Annotated in this window: 18 protein-coding genes and 2 pseudogenes; 4 read left to right on the top strand and 16 right to left on the bottom strand. The window is 66.8% G+C overall.

All coding sequences use genetic code 11. From position 1 onward, the window contains the following. Positions 1 to 9: 9 nt before the first annotated feature. Genes N5C25_RS06735 through N5C25_RS06720 form a run of 4 tightly spaced genes read right to left on the bottom strand, consistent with a single transcriptional unit; the run spans position 10 to position 3931 of the window. A complete protein-coding gene (locus N5C25_RS06735; protein ID WP_279936662.1) occupies positions 10 to 378 on the bottom strand; it encodes a DUF2894 domain-containing protein in 369 nt (122 codons plus the stop codon). Continuing rightward, positions 368 to 1006 carry an OmpA family protein gene (locus tag N5C25_RS06730; RefSeq protein WP_053463010.1) on the bottom strand — a complete coding sequence of 213 codons (639 nt, stop codon included), beginning with the start codon at positions 1004 to 1006 and terminating at the stop codon, positions 368 to 370. Before N5C25_RS06730 ends, N5C25_RS06735 begins: the two co-directional genes overlap by 11 nt. Then, a complete protein-coding gene (locus N5C25_RS06725; protein ID WP_279936661.1) occupies positions 1003 to 3267 on the bottom strand; it encodes a DUF802 domain-containing protein in 2265 nt (754 codons plus the stop codon). The genes N5C25_RS06730 and N5C25_RS06725 overlap by 4 nt, the downstream gene beginning before the upstream one ends. Before the next feature lie 10 nt (positions 3268 to 3277). After that, positions 3278 to 3931 (bottom strand): DUF3348 family protein, encoded by a 654-nt coding sequence (locus N5C25_RS06720; RefSeq protein WP_134732382.1) that lies wholly within the window; start codon positions 3929 to 3931, stop codon positions 3278 to 3280. A 146-nt stretch (positions 3932 to 4077) separates the two neighbouring features. On the opposite strand from N5C25_RS06720, the gene N5C25_RS06715 reads away from it, so the two are divergent. Further along, on the top strand, positions 4078 to 5001 hold the full coding sequence (locus tag N5C25_RS06715) for a M14 family metallocarboxypeptidase (RefSeq protein WP_019659914.1): 924 nt from the start codon (positions 4078 to 4080) through the stop codon (positions 4999 to 5001). Here the strand turns inward: N5C25_RS06715 and N5C25_RS06710 are convergent. From N5C25_RS06710 to N5C25_RS06665, 10 genes and pseudogenes are all read right to left on the bottom strand, one after another. Next, positions 4905 to 6526 (bottom strand): annotated as a pseudogene (locus tag N5C25_RS06710) (phosphoethanolamine--lipid A transferase). The gene N5C25_RS06715 and the pseudogene N5C25_RS06710 sit on opposite strands and share 97 nt — an antisense overlap. A gap of 262 nt (positions 6527 to 6788) precedes the next feature. Beyond that, positions 6789 to 7175 (bottom strand): diacylglycerol kinase, encoded by a 387-nt coding sequence (locus N5C25_RS06705; RefSeq protein WP_279936660.1) that lies wholly within the window; start codon positions 7173 to 7175, stop codon positions 6789 to 6791. 59 nt (positions 7176 to 7234) lie between these two features. Further along, positions 7235 to 8467: a HAMP domain-containing sensor histidine kinase gene (locus N5C25_RS06700; protein WP_279936659.1), complete on the bottom strand. Its 1233-nt coding sequence runs from the start codon at positions 8465 to 8467 to the stop codon at positions 7235 to 7237. Continuing rightward, complete coding sequence (locus N5C25_RS06695) at positions 8464 to 9138, bottom strand: response regulator transcription factor (RefSeq protein WP_019659910.1); 675 nt, start codon at positions 9136 to 9138, stop codon at positions 8464 to 8466. Before N5C25_RS06695 ends, N5C25_RS06700 begins: the two co-directional genes overlap by 4 nt. A 117-nt stretch (positions 9139 to 9255) precedes the next feature. Continuing rightward, positions 9256 to 9477, bottom strand: a pseudogene (locus N5C25_RS06690) (nuclear transport factor 2 family protein); the annotation flags it as partial. A 72-nt stretch (positions 9478 to 9549) separates the two neighbouring features. Beyond that, positions 9550 to 9897 (bottom strand): RcnB family protein, encoded by a 348-nt coding sequence (locus N5C25_RS06685; protein WP_021204235.1) that lies wholly within the window; start codon positions 9895 to 9897, stop codon positions 9550 to 9552. Between the two features lie 134 nt (positions 9898 to 10031). Further along, on the bottom strand, positions 10032 to 11468 hold the full coding sequence (locus N5C25_RS06680; RefSeq protein ID WP_262213830.1) for an efflux transporter outer membrane subunit: 1437 nt from the start codon (positions 11466 to 11468) through the stop codon (positions 10032 to 10034). After that, positions 11465 to 12349 (bottom strand): biotin/lipoyl-binding protein, encoded by an 885-nt coding sequence (locus tag N5C25_RS06675; RefSeq protein WP_279936658.1) that lies wholly within the window; start codon positions 12347 to 12349, stop codon positions 11465 to 11467. The genes N5C25_RS06680 and N5C25_RS06675 overlap by 4 nt, the downstream gene beginning before the upstream one ends. A 1-nt stretch (position 12350) precedes the next feature. Further along, positions 12351 to 12560, bottom strand: a complete 210-nt coding sequence (locus N5C25_RS06670; protein WP_279936657.1) for a DUF1656 domain-containing protein — start codon at positions 12558 to 12560, stop codon at positions 12351 to 12353. Positions 12561 to 12564: 4 nt separating this feature from the next. Next, positions 12565 to 14535, bottom strand: a complete 1971-nt coding sequence (locus N5C25_RS06665) for an FUSC family protein (RefSeq protein WP_279936656.1) — start codon at positions 14533 to 14535, stop codon at positions 12565 to 12567. Positions 14536 to 14605: 70 nt separating this feature from the next. Between N5C25_RS06665 and N5C25_RS06660 the strand changes: the two genes are divergently transcribed. Continuing rightward, positions 14606 to 15400, top strand: coding sequence for a helix-turn-helix transcriptional regulator (locus N5C25_RS06660; RefSeq protein WP_345781916.1), 795 nt, complete (start codon positions 14606 to 14608; stop codon positions 15398 to 15400). 35 nt (positions 15401 to 15435) lie between these two features. Here N5C25_RS06660 and N5C25_RS06655 read toward each other — a convergent pair whose 3' ends face one another. Further along, positions 15436 to 16257: an alpha/beta hydrolase gene (locus tag N5C25_RS06655; RefSeq protein WP_279936654.1), complete on the bottom strand. Its 822-nt coding sequence runs from the start codon at positions 16255 to 16257 to the stop codon at positions 15436 to 15438. A gap of 877 nt (positions 16258 to 17134) precedes the next feature. Between N5C25_RS06655 and N5C25_RS06650 the strand changes: the two genes are divergently transcribed. Then, positions 17135 to 17410, top strand: coding sequence for a hypothetical protein (locus N5C25_RS06650; protein ID WP_279936653.1), 276 nt, complete (start codon positions 17135 to 17137; stop codon positions 17408 to 17410). Between the two features lie 174 nt (positions 17411 to 17584). On the opposite strand, the gene N5C25_RS06645 is transcribed toward N5C25_RS06650, so the two are convergent. Beyond that, positions 17585 to 17959, bottom strand: coding sequence for a hypothetical protein (locus tag N5C25_RS06645; RefSeq protein WP_279936652.1), 375 nt, complete (start codon positions 17957 to 17959; stop codon positions 17585 to 17587). A gap of 565 nt (positions 17960 to 18524) precedes the next feature. Between N5C25_RS06645 and moaA the strand changes: the two genes are divergently transcribed. Beyond that, positions 18525 to 19505, top strand: a complete 981-nt coding sequence (gene moaA / locus N5C25_RS06640) for a GTP 3',8-cyclase MoaA (RefSeq protein ID WP_279936651.1) — start codon at positions 18525 to 18527, stop codon at positions 19503 to 19505.

Genomic DNA, 19505 nt, shown 5'->3' with positions numbered 1-19505 from the left:
AATTGGTGTTCAGCGCGGCTTGCGTGTCCGCTTCGGCTTCGCGGTATCTGCACCGCTGGCGGCACCATCCTGCAGCGCCTGCAGCCAGGACAACGTGTCCACATAGTCGATGAAGTGGCGCAGGTAGCCGGGGCTGGTGGCCTGCATCGTGTCGAGCATGCGTTGCACCAGCACCGCCGAGTTCAGCGGGCCGCCATCGGCCGGGGCTTCGGCGCGCAGCGAGCGGCGCACCTGCAGTTCGCTGCGCAGCTCCGACCACTCGCGCTGCACCTGCTGCAGCATCGGCACCTGCGGGTAATGCGGCAGCGAGCGCGACCGCGCATCAAGATCACGCACCAGTGCGCGCAGGCCCTCCAGCGCTGGCAGCTTACTTGGCATCCGCGGCCTTGGGCTTGGGAATCGGCGCGATCTCGACGCGACGGTTGCGCGCTCGGCCTTCCTCATTGGCATTGGAACTGACCGGCTGCTCGCTGCCGAATGCGGCGGCGAACACGGCGTCAGCCGGTACGCCATCGGCGATGAGCGTACGCGTCACGGTCAGCGAGCGCTGCGCGGACAGCTCCCAGTTGTCGGCGAAACGACGGTTGCCTTCGCGTACCGGCGCGTCATCGGTGAAGCCGCTCACCATCAGGATTTCCTCGCGGCTGCCCAGGTAGGCGGCCAGCGGCGCGGCCAGGCTGCGCAGCAGCTCCTGGCCTTCGGGTTGCAGCTGGTCGGAGTTCAGCGCGAACAGCACGCTGCCGCTGATGCCGATGCGGCCATCCACCAGCGTCACGCGGCCGGCGGCCAGCGGTCCAGCCAGCGCCTGTTCCAGCGTCTGCAGGCGCTTGGCTTCGGCCTGGCGCTGTTTTACTTCCTGGTCCAGCCGCTGCGACAGCTCCAGCTGCACCGCGACCACGCCGACCAGGATCAGCACGAACGCGCCCAGCAGTACCGACATCAGGTCGCCGAAGGCGGCCCAGATCGGGGCGTGCGAACCGCCGTCGACCTCCAGCTCGTCGCTCATGCGCTGCCGGCCTTGCCGCGGCGCGCGGCCAGCTGCTGCAGTTCTTCCATTACCTGTTTCTGCGACAGCAGGCTGAGATCGACCACTTCGCGCGCCTGCGCCACGTAGTAGGCCAGCTGTTCATCGCTGCGGGCCAGCGAGGCATCCAGGGCGCCACCGATCTCTTCCAGGCGGCCGGACAACGCGGTGGCGGCGGCGCCGAACTGCGCGACGGCTTCGCCGAAGGTGCCGGCCAGCTGGCCCACTTCGGCAGCGCTGCCGTTGAGCGCGGCAGCGATGCCGTCCAGCTTGCCGGTCTCGGCAGCGATATGGTCGGTGAAGCGGTTGCCCACGCGTTCCAGCAACTCGGCCGAGCCACCGACCAGCGCGTCCACGGCGGTGCGCTGTTCGTGCGACGCATGGTTGACCGCATCGAGCAGAGTCTGCACGGTGGCCAGCAGGCGGCCGCGTTCTTCCAGCATTGCGTTGTCGCGCACCAGGCTCTCGGACAGCGTGCTGCGCAGCTCGTTGATGACGTCGGCGGCAGCCTTCGGCGCGGCCGCGGCGGTCTGCAGCAGGGTAGCCACCTCGGCCAGCGTGGCACTGGCCTGCGCGCGACCGTTCTCGCCGATCTGCTGTGCGGTGGCCGCCAGCGTGTCGCAGACCTGCTGCTGCTGCGCGGCCAGGCGTTCGCCGTTGGCCTGCAGGCGCGCGGCCAGCTCGGTGGACACATGCTGCAAGGTATCGCTCCAGCGCTGCAGGCGCTGTTCGTCGCCGGCCTGCAGCTGTGCCTGCAGGGTGGCGTGGGCCTGCTGCAGTTCGGCACTGACCGCATCCCAGCGCGCCTGGCGCTGCTGTTCGCGGCTGTCCAGGCTGGCCTGCAGCTCGGCGTGCGCGGTGGCGACGGCGGCCTGCGCGGCCTGCCACTCCTGCGAGCGCTGCTGCTCGTGGTCCTGCAGCAGGGACTGGCTGGCGCTGTGGTGCTGGGCCAGTGCCTGCAGCAACGCCTGCGCGTGCTCGTCCAGCTGCTGGCCGGCTGCGAGCAGCGCCTGCTGCTGGCGCTCGACCAGCGCGGCGTTCAGGGCCTGCTGCTGCTCGGCGGCGGCACGCAAGGCCTCTGCATTGCCCTGTGCATCGGCCTGCAGGCGCTCGCCGATGCGCGCGACCAGCGCTTCGGCATGCGTGCCTTGGTTCTCGCTGAAGGCTTGCAGGTGCTGGCGCAGTTCGCTGACCAGCGACTGCTGTGCCTGTGTCTGCTCGCCCAGGACCTTGGCCCAGCTGGACTCGGTTGCCATGCGGCTGCGTTCGAAACCGTCGCTCAGGCCGGCCAGCTGCTGTTGCACGGCCCGCTCGACACGGGCATGCAACGCTTCGCCATGGTGAGCCAGACCGACCAGGGTGGTTTCAGCCATCGGCTGCAGCGCGCCACCGATGGCCGCGGCACTGGCTTCGGCACCTTCGCGCAGCGACTGCTGCAGCGACAGGGCCAGGCGTTCCTGCAGCGCTTGGCTCTGGGTCAGGAATTCTGCCTGGCCGGCCAGCAGACGCTCATTGGCGGCCGCGCTGTGCTGTTCAAAGGTGCTGGTCATCGCCTGCAGACGGTCGACCAGGGCAGGCAGGGCGGTGGACTGTGCCTGCAGCAGGCGCAGCGATTCGGCGCGCTGCCAGGCCTGCGAATACGGGTGCAGGTCGCCGGCAATAGCGCGGTCCAGCTGCTGCACGGCCTGCAGGCGGTCACGACGCAGCAGCGCCGCCAGCAGGCCGAGCATGGCCGAGCTGGCCACACCGGCGATCGAGGTGCCGAATGCCACCGCCAGACCCTGCACCGGCGAGGCCAGCGAGCCGCGGATCGCGGCCATGTCGGTCGCGCTCTGCAGGGCCAGTCCGGTGCCACGCAGCGTGTCCATCATGCCCAGCAGGGTGCCGAGCATGCCCAGCAGCACCAGCAGGCCGACCAGGTAAGGGGTCAGCACCGGAGCGGGCAGGGCGGTACGCTCGCCTTCCACGCGCAGGCGCACGGCGTTGCGCAGGCCTACCGGTACGCGCTCCAGCCAGGGAGCGAGGCTCTCCTTCGCGCTGGACAGGTCGTTCAGTGCGCTGCGCAGGCCGTTGCTGGCCTGGCGGTAGCGGTACAGCTCCACGCCACCGGCGATGTAGCAGGCCGCGATGATCGCCGCCACCGCTGCACCCAGCGGATGCACCGAAACATAGCCAATGCCGATCCAGCACACGGCCAGCAGGCCGACAAGGAAAACAACGACATGGAAAGCAGTTCTGGACATGGTGTTCCGGTCAGTGGGAGCGCAGGGCGTCTTGCAGCCCTTCGATCGGGTGGAAGCGCAGCTGCAGCTCGGCGAGCAGCAGGGTGCGCATGTCGTGGCGGAAGGCCGCGCGCCAGCCAGGCTGGCCGTGCACGCGGTCAAAACGGGCGCCGAGCACTGCCGGCGCCGTGGCCAGCAGGCTGTGCTCGCGCGGGGTGAGGGTCTGTTCCATCACTGCATCGACCTCGGCCAGCCGCGCCAGCTCCGGCGAGACCTGTACCAGCTGGTCGCGCAGGCGGCCGCGCAGGCGCCCGGTGGCGGTCTGGATGGCCTGCTGCAACACCCGGTAGCGCTGGCGCAGCGAGGCGAAGTTGGGTGCGGCAGCGGCCTCGGCCAGGTCCAGCAGGCGCTCGGCCTCGGCGTCCTCACTGATCGAGGCGCGCAGGCTGGCGTGCGCCTGGGCGCAGTCGGCCAGCACATCCTCGACCGCTTCGACGGCTTCACCGGGCTCGGGCAGGCGTCCTCCGAGCGCCCCGGACAGGGCCACGGCACGGCTCCAGTCCACCCACTGGCCGAGGCGATCGGTCAGGGCGGGACTGCTGGCCGGCATCGCGCCGTCGCTGAGACGGGCGAGCAGGCGGAGGAACTCCGGTCCACCCAGGACCGGCTGCGCTGCGTTCGCCATCAAGGGGTGAGGGGCCAAAAACCGTTGATTTTACAACCAGATGACCCCGGCTGGATGAAGGCGGGGCCTGGGGGGCGGTACCCGCAGGCGCGACAAGGCTTAGAATGTCCGGCTGCATCCACCCGTTCGATCCTTGGAGTACCCCCATGACTGTTGCGCAGTTCTACCCGATCGGCACCCCCGGACAGCCCTGGGGCGACGCGGAACGCGCACAGTGGCGGGCCCGCCAGCAGCGCCAGCGCAGCTACCATGATGACGTGGTGGCCGCCCTTGAGCGCCTGGACGACAGCGTTTTCGACGTGATCCAGTACGGCCAGCTGGACTATGCACCGGACCATTACCCGCTGTTCGCCGTGGTCAACCACGACTGGAACCCGGCGCTGCCGACCGCGCTGATCACCGGCGGCGTGCATGGCTACGAAACCAGCGGCGTGCACGGCGCCCTGCAGTTCCTGGAGCAGCAGGCCGAGCGTTACCTGGCCCGGATGAACCTGATCGTCGCGCCCTGCGTCAGCCCGTGGGGCTACGAGCGCATCCAGCGCTGGAACCCGGATGCGATCGACCCGAACCGCAGCTTCCGTGACGGCGGCCAGATCGAGGAAGCCGCCGCGCTGATGCGCTGGGTGGCCGAGCGCAAGCCGAACCTGCTGGTGCATCTGGACCTGCACGAGACCACCGACAGCGACCTGAACGAGTTCGATCCGGCGCGCTGCGCCCGCGACGGCAAGCCGTTCGAGCGCGACACCATTCCCGATGGCTTCTACGTGATCGGCAACAGTGAAGATCCGCAGGCCGAGTTCCAGAAGGCACTGATCGCCGCAGTGGCGCCCATCACCCACATCGCCCCGGCCGACGCCGAAGGCAATCTGGTCGGCCTGCCGTTGCAGTCGCCGGGCGTGGTCTGGGGCGAATCCCGTTCGATCGGCGCCTGCGCTGGCTTCACCGATGCGCGCTTTGCCACCACCACCGAGGTCTACCCGGACAGCCCGCGCACCAACCCGCAGGAATGCAACGACGCCCAGGTGGCGGCGGTGTGTGCGGGCCTGGATTTCGCCCTGGCGGCGCAGTAGCGCGCCACGTTCCGGGCAGCGACCGGCATCAGCCGGCGCCTTTCTTTCGCCGGTGAGGTGGCCACAGCCGGCGAAGCCGACGCGCGGCAACCTGCGAACACATCCAGATCGTGCTGGTACACCCCGCTGTTGACCGCGAACAGGCCCAGCAGCGAGTGGAAGAGGTTGTCGTGGCTGTGCGCCCGGTGCAGGGCATTCTGGTGCAGGCAGGCCAGGTCCAGGCCTGCGTTGCGGCTGAATTCGGGTGAGAACCACATCACCATCGGCACCTGGGTCTGCTCGCGCGGGGCGATGAAGTAGGGCGTGCCGTGCAGGTACATCCCGCGTTCGCCGAGCGACTCGCCATGGTCGGACACATAGATCAGTGCGACATCACGCTGGTCCGCATAGCCCTGCAGCAGGTCGATGGCCTTGCCCAGCAGGTGGTCGGTGTGGACCAGAGTGTTGTCGTAGGTGTTGACCAGCGCCTCGTTGCTGCAATGCTGGATCTGGTTGCTGTCGCAGTCGGGCTGAAAGCCCGCGACGCTGCGGGATACCGTTCAAAGTAGGTCGGCCCATGACTGCCGAGCTGATGCAGCACGATCAGGGCGTCGCCGTTGATGGCATCGATGCGTGCGCCCAACTGGTGCAGCAGCACGTCGTCGTAGCAGGTGCCGTCGGCGTTGACGCACTGGCCGGCCACCTTCAGCGCAGGCATGTCCTCGGTCGGTACGCGTTCGCACACGCCCTTGCAGCCGCCGTTGTTGTTGTTGCGCCAGAGCACGCTGATGCCGGTGCGCTGCAGGATGTCGAGCACGTTCTCCTCGGTTGCGGCGCGCACGTCGTCGTACTGGCCTCGGGTCATCTGCGAGAACATGCACGGCACCGAGATGGCCGTGGCGGTCCCGCATGAGGAGACATCATTGAAGCTGATGACCCCTTCCTTGCGCGAGAGCCGGGGATTGGTCGCGCGTGGGTAGCCGTTGAGCTGGAAGTTCTGTGATCGCGCGGTCTCGCCGACGACCAGGATCACCAGCTTCGGGCGCGGGCCCGGCGCGCGCTGTGCGTCCATGCCAATCGCGCGCAGCGGTTGCTGGCGGGTGCTGTAGAGACCTTTCAGATAACCGTGGGTATGCCGCACCACGTTCAACGGCAGCACCTGGTCGCGGATGTGGCGGTTGTTGCGCAACAGTGAGGAATAGTCCTTGTAGAACGCAAAGCCGATTGCCAGCAGTACCAGCAACGACGCCAGGACGCTGGCCGGCCACACCAGCAGCGAACGTGTCGAAGCCGCTCCGCTGGTGGTGCGCACCCAGGCCAGCCCGGCAGCGGGCAGCACGCCCAGCGTCAGCAGGGTCAGCAGCAGCGGCAGCGAGAGATAGGCGTTCAGTTCGGCCTGGTTGGTCTCGAACACGTTCTGCACCATGCTGCGATCGATCAGCACGTTGTAGTGCAGCATGAAATAGCTGCAGGCGGCGCTGGTGACGATGAGTACGGCCAGCAGCGGCTTGCGCAGGAACGGCAGTGCCAGCAGTGGCGTCAGCATCAGGTTGAACAGGCACAAAAGCACCACCGGCAAGCTGGCCAGGAACAGCACGCTGCGCAGGCTGTTGAGGTCGATCAGCCCCCACAGCGACTTCCAGAGGGCGATGTTTCCAATCGTGGTGAAGAAAAACGCTGCGGCCCAGACCAGGATGATCGGATGGGGCCGTGGAAAACGGAGGCATTGGCGCACGAGCAGGTTCCGCGGAACAGGAGTGCGCGCAGTATCGAAACGGATTTATCAGGAAGTTGTCAGCCTTGCCGGGCTAGCCCAGCAGGATCACACCCCACACTGCGCCGACCATCAACAACGCGGTGGTCTGCGCGGCGCTGCCCATGTCCTTGGCGTTCTTGGACAGCGGATGCTGCTCCAGCGAAATGCGATCGACCACGGCTTCAATCGCCGAGTTGAGCAGTTCCACCAGCAGGCTGATGAAGCAGACCGCCAACACCAATGCGCGCTCGACCGCGCTGATGTCCAGTACGAACGCTGCAGTGATCAACAGCGCGTGCAGGAGCAGCAGCTGGCGAAAAGCAGCCTCGCCACGAAAGGTAGCGATGAATCCGTCTCGCGAATGGATCAGGGTGTGGAAGATGCGGCTCAGGCCGGTCTTCCCGTGCGGGTACTTGCCGCTGTCCTTGGGGTGCTGCATGCCGTTTCCGCCGTGAAGTGAGCAATCCCCAGCATGTGCAGGCGCGCGTCAGGAAACCGTCAGATGGGCCACTCCAGGCTGAACCGGCAGCCCTGCTGCGAGGAACGCACCGTCATCCTCCAACCCAGGTGCTCGACGATGCGCTGCACGATGGACAGCCCCAGTCCCTCGCCACTGTGCGGGCTGCCGGGCACGAAGCGCTGGAACTGCTGTGGGTCGATACTGGAGGGCAGGCCGGGTCCGGTGTCGGCGAAGGTGAGTGCGGTGTCGTGGAGGGTGATCCTCACTTCGCCCCTTTCGGTGTACTGGCATGCGTTGCGCAGCAGGTTCCAGATCACGCTGTGCGCCAGATCTGCGTTGGTGTCCAGCACGGCGTCATGCCGGGCATCAAACGCAACGATCACCGGCTTGCCGGAAATCCACAGTTGGCAGCGCTCCATGCAGGATTCGATCAATGGGCGCAGGGCCACCTTGTTGCGCGGCACGGAGCCGGGGGTACGTGAGAGCAGCAGCAGGCAGGACAGCTGGCGCTGCATCTCCTGGGTAGTGCGCAGGATACGCTCCGCGCTGGGGACCAGGTGGCTGTCGGACGGAAGCTGGCAGGCAAGGGTTTCCGCAGCGCCGCCGATGATGGCCAAGGGCGTGCGCAGCTCATGGCTGGCATCGCCGCTGAAGCATTGCTCGCGATGCAGGAACCGTTCGAGCTCATCACTGTGCCGGGCGAAGGCACGGGCGAGTATACCAATCTCGTCGCGGGCGTCCTGACAGGGAAAGGGCTTCCGCCCGCTCTGCACGGCATCGGCCAACTGCGTGATGGGCGCGATGACGTGCGATGCCACCCTGCGGCCGATCAGGAAGGCGCCGAGCACGCAGATCGAAATGACCACCGCGGCAAAGGCATTGATCAGGTGTTCCAGGTAGCCATAGGGTGCAGCGTCCTGCAGCAGGTAGTAGCGCTGGCCGCCACTGTCGAACACACGCAGGTGCCACTCGTCGGGTCCTGCTTCGCCGTGGTAGCCCAGGCCGTACTGGCGCAGCACCATCGGCACGCTATGGCTGTCGTACAGCTGGCTGCCCGGGGGCAGGGCGGGGCGCTCGCCACGGGCCAGTGCCGCCTGCAGCTTGTGCACGGCACTATCCTGGGTCCGGGCGATGACCGCGGCCCTGACCTGGTCGTAGTCCACCTGTTCGGCCAGGACGATGAAGCCCATCGCGCCGGCCATCAGCAGCACGAACGAAATCGTGATGCGGGTACGCAGGGCCAGGCGGCGGTAGAGAGCGGCAGGGGTCACGCCGGCATGCGCCAGCCGACGCTGTGCACCGTGGCGATCAACGTGGTGTCGAAGCTGCGGTCCACCTGCAGGCGCAGCTCATGGATGTGGGTACGCAGCGCGCCGCTGTCCGGTGGCTCGTCGCCCCAGACCAGGTATTCCATCTCCTGCTTGCGCACCACGGCCGGGGCCGCGCGTACCAGGCACATCAGCAGTTTGTGCGACGTAGGCGTCAGCGCGATGCAGCGCCCCTGTCGCCAGGCCTGCGGCGAGCGCGTATCTACCTGCAAGTCCTTCCACGCCAGTACGCTGTCGACCTGACGGCCCTGGGCGCGTCGCACCAGGGCCTTGATCCGCGCATCCAGTTCCTTCAGCGAGAACGGTTTGACCAGGTAGTCATCGGCGCCGAGAGCGAGGCCCTGCACGCGGTCCTCGACCGGATCGCGCGCGGTCAGCATCAGGATCGGCACCGGGTTCTGGAATTCCCGGCGCAGCTTTCGGCACAGCGTCATGCCATCCAGGCGCGGGAGCATCAGGTCCAGCAGGATGGCGTCGTAGTCGTGCTGCGTGGCCCGGCGCAGGCCGCTGGCACCGTCGCGGGCGTCGTCCAGCACGTAGCCGATAGGCTCAAAGAAAGCGTACAGGTTGGCTACGAGCTCGGGGTTGTCTTCGATGATCAGCAGGCGGGTCATGGCGTGCGTCCTTGCGCGTGGCCGAACTGTGCCCGATCCCTGACTGATTGCCAATGCGCATGCTGAATGGATCGCGGCCTGGGTTCGGCCGCGTCAAGCGACGTTCAATGGGCCGGCATCTTCGGAAACGAACTGCCAGCCGATATCTTCCGGTTTGTCCGAAAAGAACAGGCTCATGTAGGTCGGCTTGTCCTTGTTGATCAACGAGGTGCGGAACGATTCGACCACCTGTTCGATGGCATTCACATCAGCCGATGATGGGCGCTGGCTTGCGTGGGCCGGCAGGCCTGCGGCGAGGCACGCAGCGAGAAGCGCGTCCTGGATTCCGGTGGTTCGCATACTTCATGACGGCCTTCGTAGGGTGGAAGCGCCGCCGGGGCCACGGCTACAGGGCCCCGGCGCGCTCCGCATTCAACGATGCAGCGCGTCGATGATCAAGCCGGTCGCGATCTCCACCAACAGGTACTCGGTGTCGGACTGGCGCACCCAGCGCTGGCCGCGACCCGGATTGCGCAGGTCATAACGCGCGTAATCGTCCACCCAGTAGCGGCGGTCCACTTCGGCCCAGGGCAGGCGGTCGCCACGACGCCAGGCCTTCTTCTGCCAGCCGGGCGGCGGCGCATCACGGTTGTGCGGGCCGCCGGCATGCGGCGGCGGGCCGTTGCCGCGGGCGTGATGCGGCGGGTCAGCGAAGGCGGGGGCCGCAGCCAACGCGGTGGCGGTGGTCAAAGCGATGGCAAGCAAACGTGTGGTCTTCATGGAAGTGCCTCCGTCATGGCCGCAGCATGCGGCGCTGTGGCGGGAATATAGGGCAGTCAGTGTGAATGAATACGGGTTTGGGCGGCACTTTTCTGAACAGACGGCGCGGCCTGCAGCCGCTGCCAGGCAACGGGTCACTGGACCCCGCCCGGGGCTGAATCTGTTGCAGCCCAGCCTCCACCCAACGACAGGAAAAGATCCATCTGCCGGTCGACCCGCTCCGCGCGCGAGGCGGCCAGTGCGGACTCCGCATCTGCCAGCGCGGCCTGGGCCGAAAGCAGGTCGAGAAAATCGATCCTGCCGAAACGGTAGAGCTGCTGCGCCTGCCCGGCGGCCCGCGCTGCATCCCCACGCGCCTGCGCCAGGCTGCGCTCGCGTTCAAGCTCCTGCGTGCAGGCAGAAAGCGCGGTCTCGGTCTGGCGCAGTGCCTGCAGCACGACGCCGTCAAAGGACGCGAGCGCGGTATCTGCATTGGCACCGGCCGCCGCGATGCGGGCCTTGGCTACGCGGCGGTTGGGCCAGTGCCATGACAGCACGGGACCGATGTTCGCACCGAAGCCGTCGGCCGACAGCAGATGCGCCGGTGTGCCGGCCACGCCCGAAGAGGCGCCCAGGGTGATCTGCGGATAGAGACCCGCCGTCTCGACACCGATCATTGCAGTCGCGGCGGCCAGGCTACGTTCGGCTGCGCGTACGTCAGGGCGTCGCTGGAGCAGCTGCCAGCCATCACCGACCGGCAGCGCCTGCTCCAGCTCCGGGGGCCGTGGGCACGCTTCGGCCTCCCTGGGATAGTCCGCCGGGAGCCTGCCCATCAATGCGGCCAGTTCGAACAGTGAGGCCTGCCGTTCCGCCAGCAGGTGCGGTATCGCCGCCGCGCTGCGATTGACGGCTGCACCGGCACGGCTGACATCGAAGTCCGTTCCGCGCCCGCCTGCAGCAAGGCGTCGGGTTGCCTCCAGCGTGGCGCGCTGTATCGCCAGCACCTGCCGGGTTGCAGCGAGCGTGTGATTGCTTGTGCACACTTGGAGATAGGCACGGGTGACGGCCGCAGCGACGACCACGCGGACCTGGTCCCGCGCCGCAGCGACGGCCTCGGCGTCCGCGTTCGCGGCTTCGATGCCGCGGCGGATACCGCCTGCAAGATCCAGTGGATAGGAGAGGTGAAGGCCCAGCGCATAGGACTGCGGCGCGGCCGACGCCTGGGTGTAACCACCGGCATGGGCGAGCGTGCCCGATGCATCCACGTCGGCCTGCACGGCACCACGCGCACGGTACTCCAGCACCGTAGCGCTGGCGCGCCGAAGGTTGGCATCGGCGGCGCGCAGGTCGGTATTGGCCGCCAGTGCTTCGCGTACGTAGGCGTCAAGCTGGGGGTCGCCATACAGTTGCCACCACCGATCCGGTGGCACGTCGTGGCTGAACGATGCCTCCCCGGCCGAGACGAATGCCCGCGCTGCCCGTGGCGTGGCAGCGACGGCATTCGCAGGCAGGTGATAGTCGGGGCCGGAGACGCAGGCCGTCATCGGCAGCAGCAGGGCAAGCAGCCCACCGCGTAGTGTTCGCAGGCTCACTTGCAGGCTCCCGCTGCCGAGGGCGTGATGGTCACGCTCGCAGTGCGACCCACGATCAGGCGGGTGTCCGACGGCGCATCATCGATGCGGATGCGTACCGGGATGCGCTGCGCCAGCCTCACCCAGGTGTAAGTTGGCGCCACGGCGGGCAGCAGGTTGTGTGTGCTTGAGCGCTGATCGTCGGCAATGCCGGCGGCGATGGTTTCCACGTGCCCGCGCACGTCGTGGTTGTCCCCCATCAGCCGCGCCACCGCGGCATCGCCCTCGGTGATGCAGCCCAGCTTGGTTTCCTCGAAATAGCCCTCGATGCGCAGGCTGCGGGTGTCGATCAGCGCCAGCGCCTGTGCCCCCGGCTGCAGGTGGTCGCCCGCGTGCAGGTCGAGGTTGGTGATGATGCCATCGGTGGTTGCGCGCACCTCGGTGCGTTGCACGTTGAGCTGGGCAACGCGCTGTTCGGCCCGTGCCTGCGCCAGCGCGGCCAGCTCGGTATCGACCTTGGCGGCGTTGCGTTCGCGGGTTTCCGAAGCGACCAGGTTGCCAAGTGCGTTGTCCCGCGCCGATTCGCGGCGAGCCAGCGCCAGCGTGGCATGCGCGCTCCTGACCGCCGCGTCTGCCTTCTCCAGCGTGGCGGCGAAGCGTGGCTGATCGAGCACCAGCAGCAGCTGGCCGGCACTGACCCGCTGGTTGTCGTGCACGAGCACTTGGGTGACCAGCCCCCCCATGTCCGACGCAACGCGCACCACATCGGCGCGCACCCGTCCATCACGCGTCCACGGGCGCGTTTCGTAACGATTCCAGAGGGAGAACGCGGCAATGGCGGCAAGCGCACACACGCCCAGCGTTGCGCTCCAGCGCCCGATAACAGCAAGCAGGTCTTTCATTTCATTTCTCGAGCAGGGGCGCGAGCCGGATCATCAGCTCCGCCAGGATCACGAACAGGGACAGGCCCACCAAGGGCCGCGCGGCGAACAGCCGGTACAGACCGAGGCTGGCGAGCAGGCGTGAAGTCAGTATCGACAGCGCCAAGGCGGCAGCGGCCACGGCGAGCAGGCCAGGAATGAGCACGCCATCAATGGAAAGATCAGAGAGCATGCGGTCAGTGCCGACGGGTGAGCGGTGAGGCCAGCAGGTCGCGGCGCAACCCGCTGAGCAGGTGCAGCAGATTCCCTCGATCGGCCTCGGCGATGGCTGTTGCGGCCTCGCGCATGCAGTCCAACAACTTCAGAAGATGGGCATCGACACTGCGTGGCGCGTGGGCGCGAACCCTGAAATGTGCGGCGACGCGTTCGACCAGCGCCGCGTGTAGCGCCCGAACGTGCGGGGTGTCCAGGTACTTGTCCAGTGTGCGGAGTTGGCTGGATGCATGTGCCGCACGAACGTCCGCAAACAATGCCCGCAGCTCGTGTACTGCGCTGGAACGGCCCTGCAACCTGGGAGCGAGCAGCCCGATGCGATCCAGCATGCGGCTGAGCCAGGCGCGGGTCACATCACCTCGTCCGGCGGCGTGTCGTGCGATATCCCGACGGATCGAATGCTCCAGCCGAGCGCGGTTGCGGCCCGCATCGGCGGTCTGCAACAGCTGCATGCTGCACAGTGCCACCGTCGTACCGATGAACAACGCAACGCTGTTGTTGAGCGCGCCGACGATGTTGGTCGTATTGGTCGCGCCCAGGCTGGCAATGAGCGGAAACGTCAGCACCACGCCCAGGGCAGCCATGGTGAATGGCGGCCGGGCCAGGAACGATCCGCACAGCAGCAGTACCGGCGCGAGCGCGGTAATCAGGCCGGTGATATCGGACAACGCGGGGAAGATCAGCAGACCGTAGAGCAGGCCGACGGCCACGCCGATGCAGGATCCCACCAGATAGCGCGTGACGTGTGGTGCCGGTGCTTCGAGGGTGCCGAACAGGACGCATGCAGTGCCGATGATGGACACCGCCGTGGCGCCGTCCGACCAGCCCGTAATGATCCACAGCACGCAGCTCAGCAGGATGCCTACGAACGCCCCCAGTGCGCTGCGCGCGGCGTTCCTGTGATCCCGGTGAATCGCTGCGCCCTGCACATTCCGCGCAAGACGGTCAGGCACATGCAGGCGCCAGTCGGGGCGGGCAGTGTGCAGTTGTGCCTGCAGCACGCGGCAGTCGGCGTGGGCGAGGTCGAGTTCGGCCCGTTGCGCGGCGAGGCTGGCCTGCAGCAGATCGCGCCAGCCGCTTGCATCCATTGTGCCGGCCTGCGGTGAACGCAGCCGAGCGATGGAATCTTCCACCGCGCTGGACAGCATCAGCACGTCCAGCATCCGGTCATGCAGAGCACGCAGGATCTGCACCTGGGCCACGCCGTGGGCGCTGTCGAAGGGCAGGTGGATCGACAGCACATGCAGCTCGAGCAGGTCCGCCGCCACTTTCGAGCGGTCCGTCGCCAGCACCGTGTCCGATGCGCCGGCGCGCATGTCCCGTGTCCATCGTTCCGCGTCATCCAGCACGGCAGCGACCCGTGCGTGCACGCGCATCGAGACCCGGCGCGGCAGCACCAGCGCGTGTACCAGCGTTGCGGCCAGGATGCCGATGGCAATTTCCTGCACCCGCGTGATGGCAATGGTGAACACGTCTCCCGGCACCATCACCGCAGGAAATCCAATCAGGCTGGTGGTATAGCCGGCCAGCAGGAACGCATAGGCACGCGGCGTGCGGTCGAGCATCGCCAGATACAGGCACAGCGCCATCCAGGTGGCGAGCGCGGCGCTCAGCACCAGGGGTGCATTGGCGAAACGCGGCACCAGCACGACGGTGGCGACGGCCCCGCCCACGGTACCGAGCAGGCGGAACAGGCCGCGGCTAAGTGTCGCCCCGGACAGAGGCTGCGATACCAGATAGACCGTGCCGATCACCCAGAACGGGCGATTCAGGCCGATCCTTAGAGAGACATACAGCCCCAGCGACGCGGCGAGCAGGCATTTGAGCGAGAAGAGCACCGCCTCCTGATCGGTCCTGAGGGCAGGGCTTTTCAACCGGGCGAATGCCTGGAACACGTGGGGACGGGCAGGAGTGGGGGAGTGCATGCGGCTCATGCTAGTGATCGGCCGCACCGGCGAATTTCGCTACAATGACAATCAATCGCTAAAACCGGTCAATGTGAGAATGGCTCGCATTTCGCTCCCCGGCTTTGACCTGGACCCGGACGAGACCGATCGCCCGGCGGTTGCCAGCCGCCGGCAGGTGGCCGAGCACGACGCGGAAATTCCGGTGCATGAGCATCGAAAGGGCCAGCTCATTCTTGCGCTGCATGGGGCGGTGACCTGCGAAGTGGCCAATGCGCTGTGGATCGTGCCGCCCCAGTGTGGCGTCTGGATTCCGGGGGGCATGCCGCACAGCAACCGCGCCACCGCAAACGCGCGCCTGTGCTACCTGTTCGTCGAGCCCGGCATCGTCGACCTGCCGGCGCAGTGCGTGACGCTGGCCATCTCGCCGATGCTGCGCGAGATGATCCTGCACCTGGCCGACGCGCCGCTGGACTATCCGCATGGCAGCCACACCGACCGGCTGGCGCGGGTGTTGCTGGACGAGCTGGTACAGATGCCGGCTGAGCATCTGTCGCTGCCGGTCAGCCATCACCCGAAGGTGCGTGCGCTGGCTGCGGCGCTGTTGGCGGATCCGACAGACCGCAGCACCATCGGCCAGTGGGCCGTGCGCCTGGCCCTGGGCGAGCGCACGTTGACCCGCCTCATCGAACGGGAAACGGGACTGTCTTTCGGGCGCTGGCGGCAGCAGCTGCACCTGCTCATCGCCATTCGGGAACTCGCCGCCGGTGCACCCGTACAACGCGTTTCCGAGACGCTGGGCTATGAGTCGGTGACGGCCTTCATCACGATGTTCAAGAAAGCGCTTGGCCTTTCCCCGGCGCGGTACTTTGCGGTGCGCCTGCGTGGGCAGTAGCAGGGAACAGCGGGGGAAGCCCCTGCCTGGAACAGCTACTTTAAAGTGCCTGAGACGGATTGAATCGCGGCCACCACCGCAGCAGGATCCTCGCGCTGGAGGGTGTGCCCGGTCGCCAGGTAGCGATGCGAGCCGCGCGTGAATCCCGGGAAGAGCAGGGCGTGCTGTGCTTTCCAGAGCGCCTTGCCCGCTGCGGTCTCTTCGAAGAACAGCGGTTCGGCAGCCAGCTGGGTTGCAGTCAGCAGCGCTACCGGCACGTCCGGCATCGTGCGCGGGGTTTCCGCACCGGGTGCATCCAGCTGTTCGGTCAGCACGGCATAGTCGGCAGCCATGGCTGGCGGCAGCATCGCCCGCAGCCGGGCATCATCTGCCTGCACGCGGGTACTGTCGGACTGATTGAACGCATGGCGCTGACCCATCGTGGCCGGGTCCACCAGCACCAGGCCCTGCAGGCGTTCCGGATGGCGGCGTGCAAACTCCGTGGCCAGCAGGCCGCCATAGGAATGACCCACCAGCACAACGCGGCGACCGGGAGCGAGCGTATCGATCACGGCCGTGAGGTTGGCCAGATGCGCATCGATGCGCTTGGGGTGACCGTCGCTGCCGGACTTGCCGAGCCCTGCACGGGCGTAGGTGATGCTGTGGTAGTCGCGCCCCAGACCCGCAACCACTTCCTTCCAGGCGCCCGCGCCTTGCCCGAAACCGGATTCAAAGACCACGGTGATCGGGCCGGCCCCGGTCTCTTCGGCCTGCAGCGCGTAGTCGCCGCAATCCACCTGGATTTCCCCGGCGTGGGCGGTGCCTGCAGCGGCCATCACCGCGGCCAGCACCCACAACGTCACTCGGCTGCTCTTCATTGCCATTCCCGTGGGCCGTGACGCGTGCCAGCCCTTCCGATGGGTCAGGTCTGCAGCGGAGTGCCGCAGCCTGCCGACCTCGCGACAGGTCGTGCTGGTAACGTTGTGAGGTATAACACCGATTCCCCGTGCAGGAAGTCATGTTGCATGAGGTCGCTGCGCCTGCGCTGCGGGTTCTTCCGCCCGCCTATCAACGTGGCTGACCTTGCCGGCATCTGGTGCGTCGGATCTGACGCTGCTTTTGCCCTTTGCCGCCGGCGTTGCAGCAGTTGGAGGAAGGGACGCCGGCAATCTATTAGGTTGCATTGGCTCTCGTCTGCGCTATGGTTGGAATTCAAACTGTGTATTGAGCCCTATGAAGCTGACGCGCGGATGGTTTCTTGCACTATCTGTAATGTGGCTGGCCATTTTCGCTTTGATGCTGTGGCTGGGCCGAATCTGGGATGCGTGTGGTGCCTTCCTGGCTGCGACAGCCTTCGTTCTCGTTGCGTTTAGGAGAAAGCAGCATTTTGCAGATGGGTCCCCGGAGTAGCGGGCCTTCTCAACCCCCTCTTTGCAAGGGGGCTTGAGATCATGACGTCACAGGTAATCGCATCGCGCTGGTCACCTCGGCAGGTACCGCCAGCTACACCATCCGGCAACTGTTGACCGTGGTGAATGCGAACGTCAGTGCGTTCAACAGGACATTCCGTGCCCCGATTCATCACCCCCGACGAGGTCTCCCTCATCCAGGGGAAGCTGACTGAGAAGACCGAGCGGAGATCTACTTGGGGTCATGATTTTTGACTCTGCGGCGGGGTTGGCCGCCACACCTTGCATGTTGGGGCCTTGATGATGGTGAGGATCCTGACAGCACTACTTCTGATTGGAGTCGGACTTGGATTCTGGCGGCGCATGGGCTCTAGGAAAGCGGCCCTTCAAGATGCTCCAGTTCTGCGTGCATGACCAAGACGGCTTGAAGCGGTTCAAGCAGACCCTCAGCTCTACCGCCAAGGACGAAGGAATGCAGTTCTTTGATGGCAGCGCTGAATTGGATCGCCAGCTTGCCAAGGCAAAGGTGGACATGAAGCGCCCCGTCGTCTACGTCGGAGTGAAGCGGGAAGATGGCTCTGGACTGGAGGCGGGGATCTCGGATTGGATCGCTTCGAGATAGCTATCGGCTTTTCTGAAGGGAAGATGCCCGCCGAGGCACGGTCATTTTCTGTCCGCGTCGAACGCGCTTTGGCAGATCGCTGGAATGTACACGCAGTTCCCCCGGACAAGGGCGCTGCGCCGACGGCGTGTCGGTCGGGAGGCGATTCTCGCTGAAGGGCGTTGTGCATCGCGTTCACCCTTCGGGCTGCAACCGCCCCACCGCCTGCGCGCACAACGACTGGCAGGCCATGACCAATCCCTCCATCACCCGGTCGCCCACGTACTGCCCGGGTTCGCCGTTCTGCCGGGTGCGTTCGGCCGCCAGCAGCATTTCCAGCACCACCCGCAACCCGCTCAACGCGCAATCGGCGTCGGCCAGGGCCAGGCAGCGCCCGGGCAGCTGATGCCGCTCGGGCCAGGGCTGTCCATCGGCCGCCGCACCGGAGCCGATGCGGTTGAGATTCGCAATGAAGGTGTTCCTGTCCACAGCAGGCGCAGTCGGTGGCGAACCGTCGTCGCCGGCGGTGTTGCGATAAGCGTGCAGATGCGGGAAGTCCGATTCGTTCATGGCAAGGCTCCGTGCAAGGCAATCGGTAGCCGCCACCCATAAAAGTGGCGGACGGTACGTGGTTCGAATCCGGGTTGGTCCCAAGCCGGTGGGCGCGAACGCCCCCACGCACCGCCCGCCATAGCCGGCAGACGGATTGCCAGCCGGCGCCACGCTAAGGTGGCGCCGACTGGCAAGCGCAATCACTCAGGACCAACTCGGGATTCGAAACCCGGCCACCCTTTTCCGGTGGCACGCCATCTGAGCCCCTGGCGCTGTGCAATGCCAATCAGAAGCGTTGCAAACATCACTCGATTGGAGACGCTTTTGACATTGTCCTACGCTGTTAAGCCCCGCCAGTGCTGGCTGGCGTAGTGATCCGCCCGCAACGTGCAATCTGCGACAGGTGTCGAGGTTGTCACGGCGAACGGGCCGGGCGGGGAGGGCCTATCACGACAGGCGGCGCCAATTCAGGCTGCGTGGCTCACGGGTTGACGCTTTCAACGCCCCAGCGCACTCTGCGGGTTGGGGTCGACAACCCGTTCAGGGGCAGGGCTGCAGGGTGGTACCAGGAGGCGGAACAGCCATGAGCCAACTCACCGACAGCTTCGGACGCAGCTTTCCGTACCTGCGCTTGTCGCTCACCGAAGCCTGCAACTTCCGGTGCAGCTACTGCCTGCCCGACGGGTACCAGGCCGACGGCCGCCCGCGTTTCCTGCAGGCGGATGAGATCGGCCGCCTGGTGCGGGCCTTCGCGGCGCTGGGCATGAGCAAGATCCGCCTGACCGGTGGCGAGCCCAGCCTGCGCAAGGATCTGGACGAGATCATCGCCACCGTGGCGGCGGTGCCGGGCATCCGCAAGGTGGCCATCACCACCAACGGCACGCTGCTGCCGAGGCGCCTGCCGGGCTGGCGCCGGGCCGGGCTGACCGCGCTGAACGTGAGCATGGACAGCCTGCAACGCGAGCGTTTCCACACCATCACCGGGCACGACCGCCTGCCGGAGATCCAGCAGGGCCTGGCCCTGGCGCAGGCGTTGGGCCTGCCGGCGATCAAGCTCAACGCGGTGCTGCTGCGTGGCCTGAACGACGACGAGCTGCCGCAGTGGATGGATTACCTGCGTGACCGCCCCTTCAGCGTGCGCTTCATCGAGCTGATGCGCACCGGCGACAACGAAGCCTATTTCCAGCGCCACCACCTGCGCGCCGACGTGGTGATCGAGCAGCTGCTGGCCGCGGGCTGGCACGAGCGGCCGCGCGCGGCCGATGCCGGCCCGGCGCGCGAGTTCGGCCACCCCGACCATCGCGGCAGCATCGGCATCATCGCCCCGTATTCGCGTGACTTCTGCAAGGGCTGCAACCGCCTGCGGGTGACCGCCAAGGGCGACCTGCGGCTGTGCCTGTTCGGCGAGTTCGGCGTGCCGCTGCGCCCGCTGCTGCAGCGCGATGAGGACCACGACGCGCTGCTGGCACGCATCACCACCCAGCTTGGCCTGAAAGCGGCCGGGCATGGACTGCATCAGGGCCAGACCGGGCTGACCCCGCACCTGGCCTCCATTGGAGGATGA

It is taken from the genome of Stenotrophomonas sp. GD03958 (genome assembly GCF_029839005.1).
Lineage (GTDB): Bacteria > Pseudomonadota > Gammaproteobacteria > Xanthomonadales > Xanthomonadaceae > Stenotrophomonas > Stenotrophomonas hibiscicola.
The sequence above is the reverse complement of the archived record's forward strand: the minus strand, read 5'-3'. Positions and strand labels throughout refer to the sequence as shown.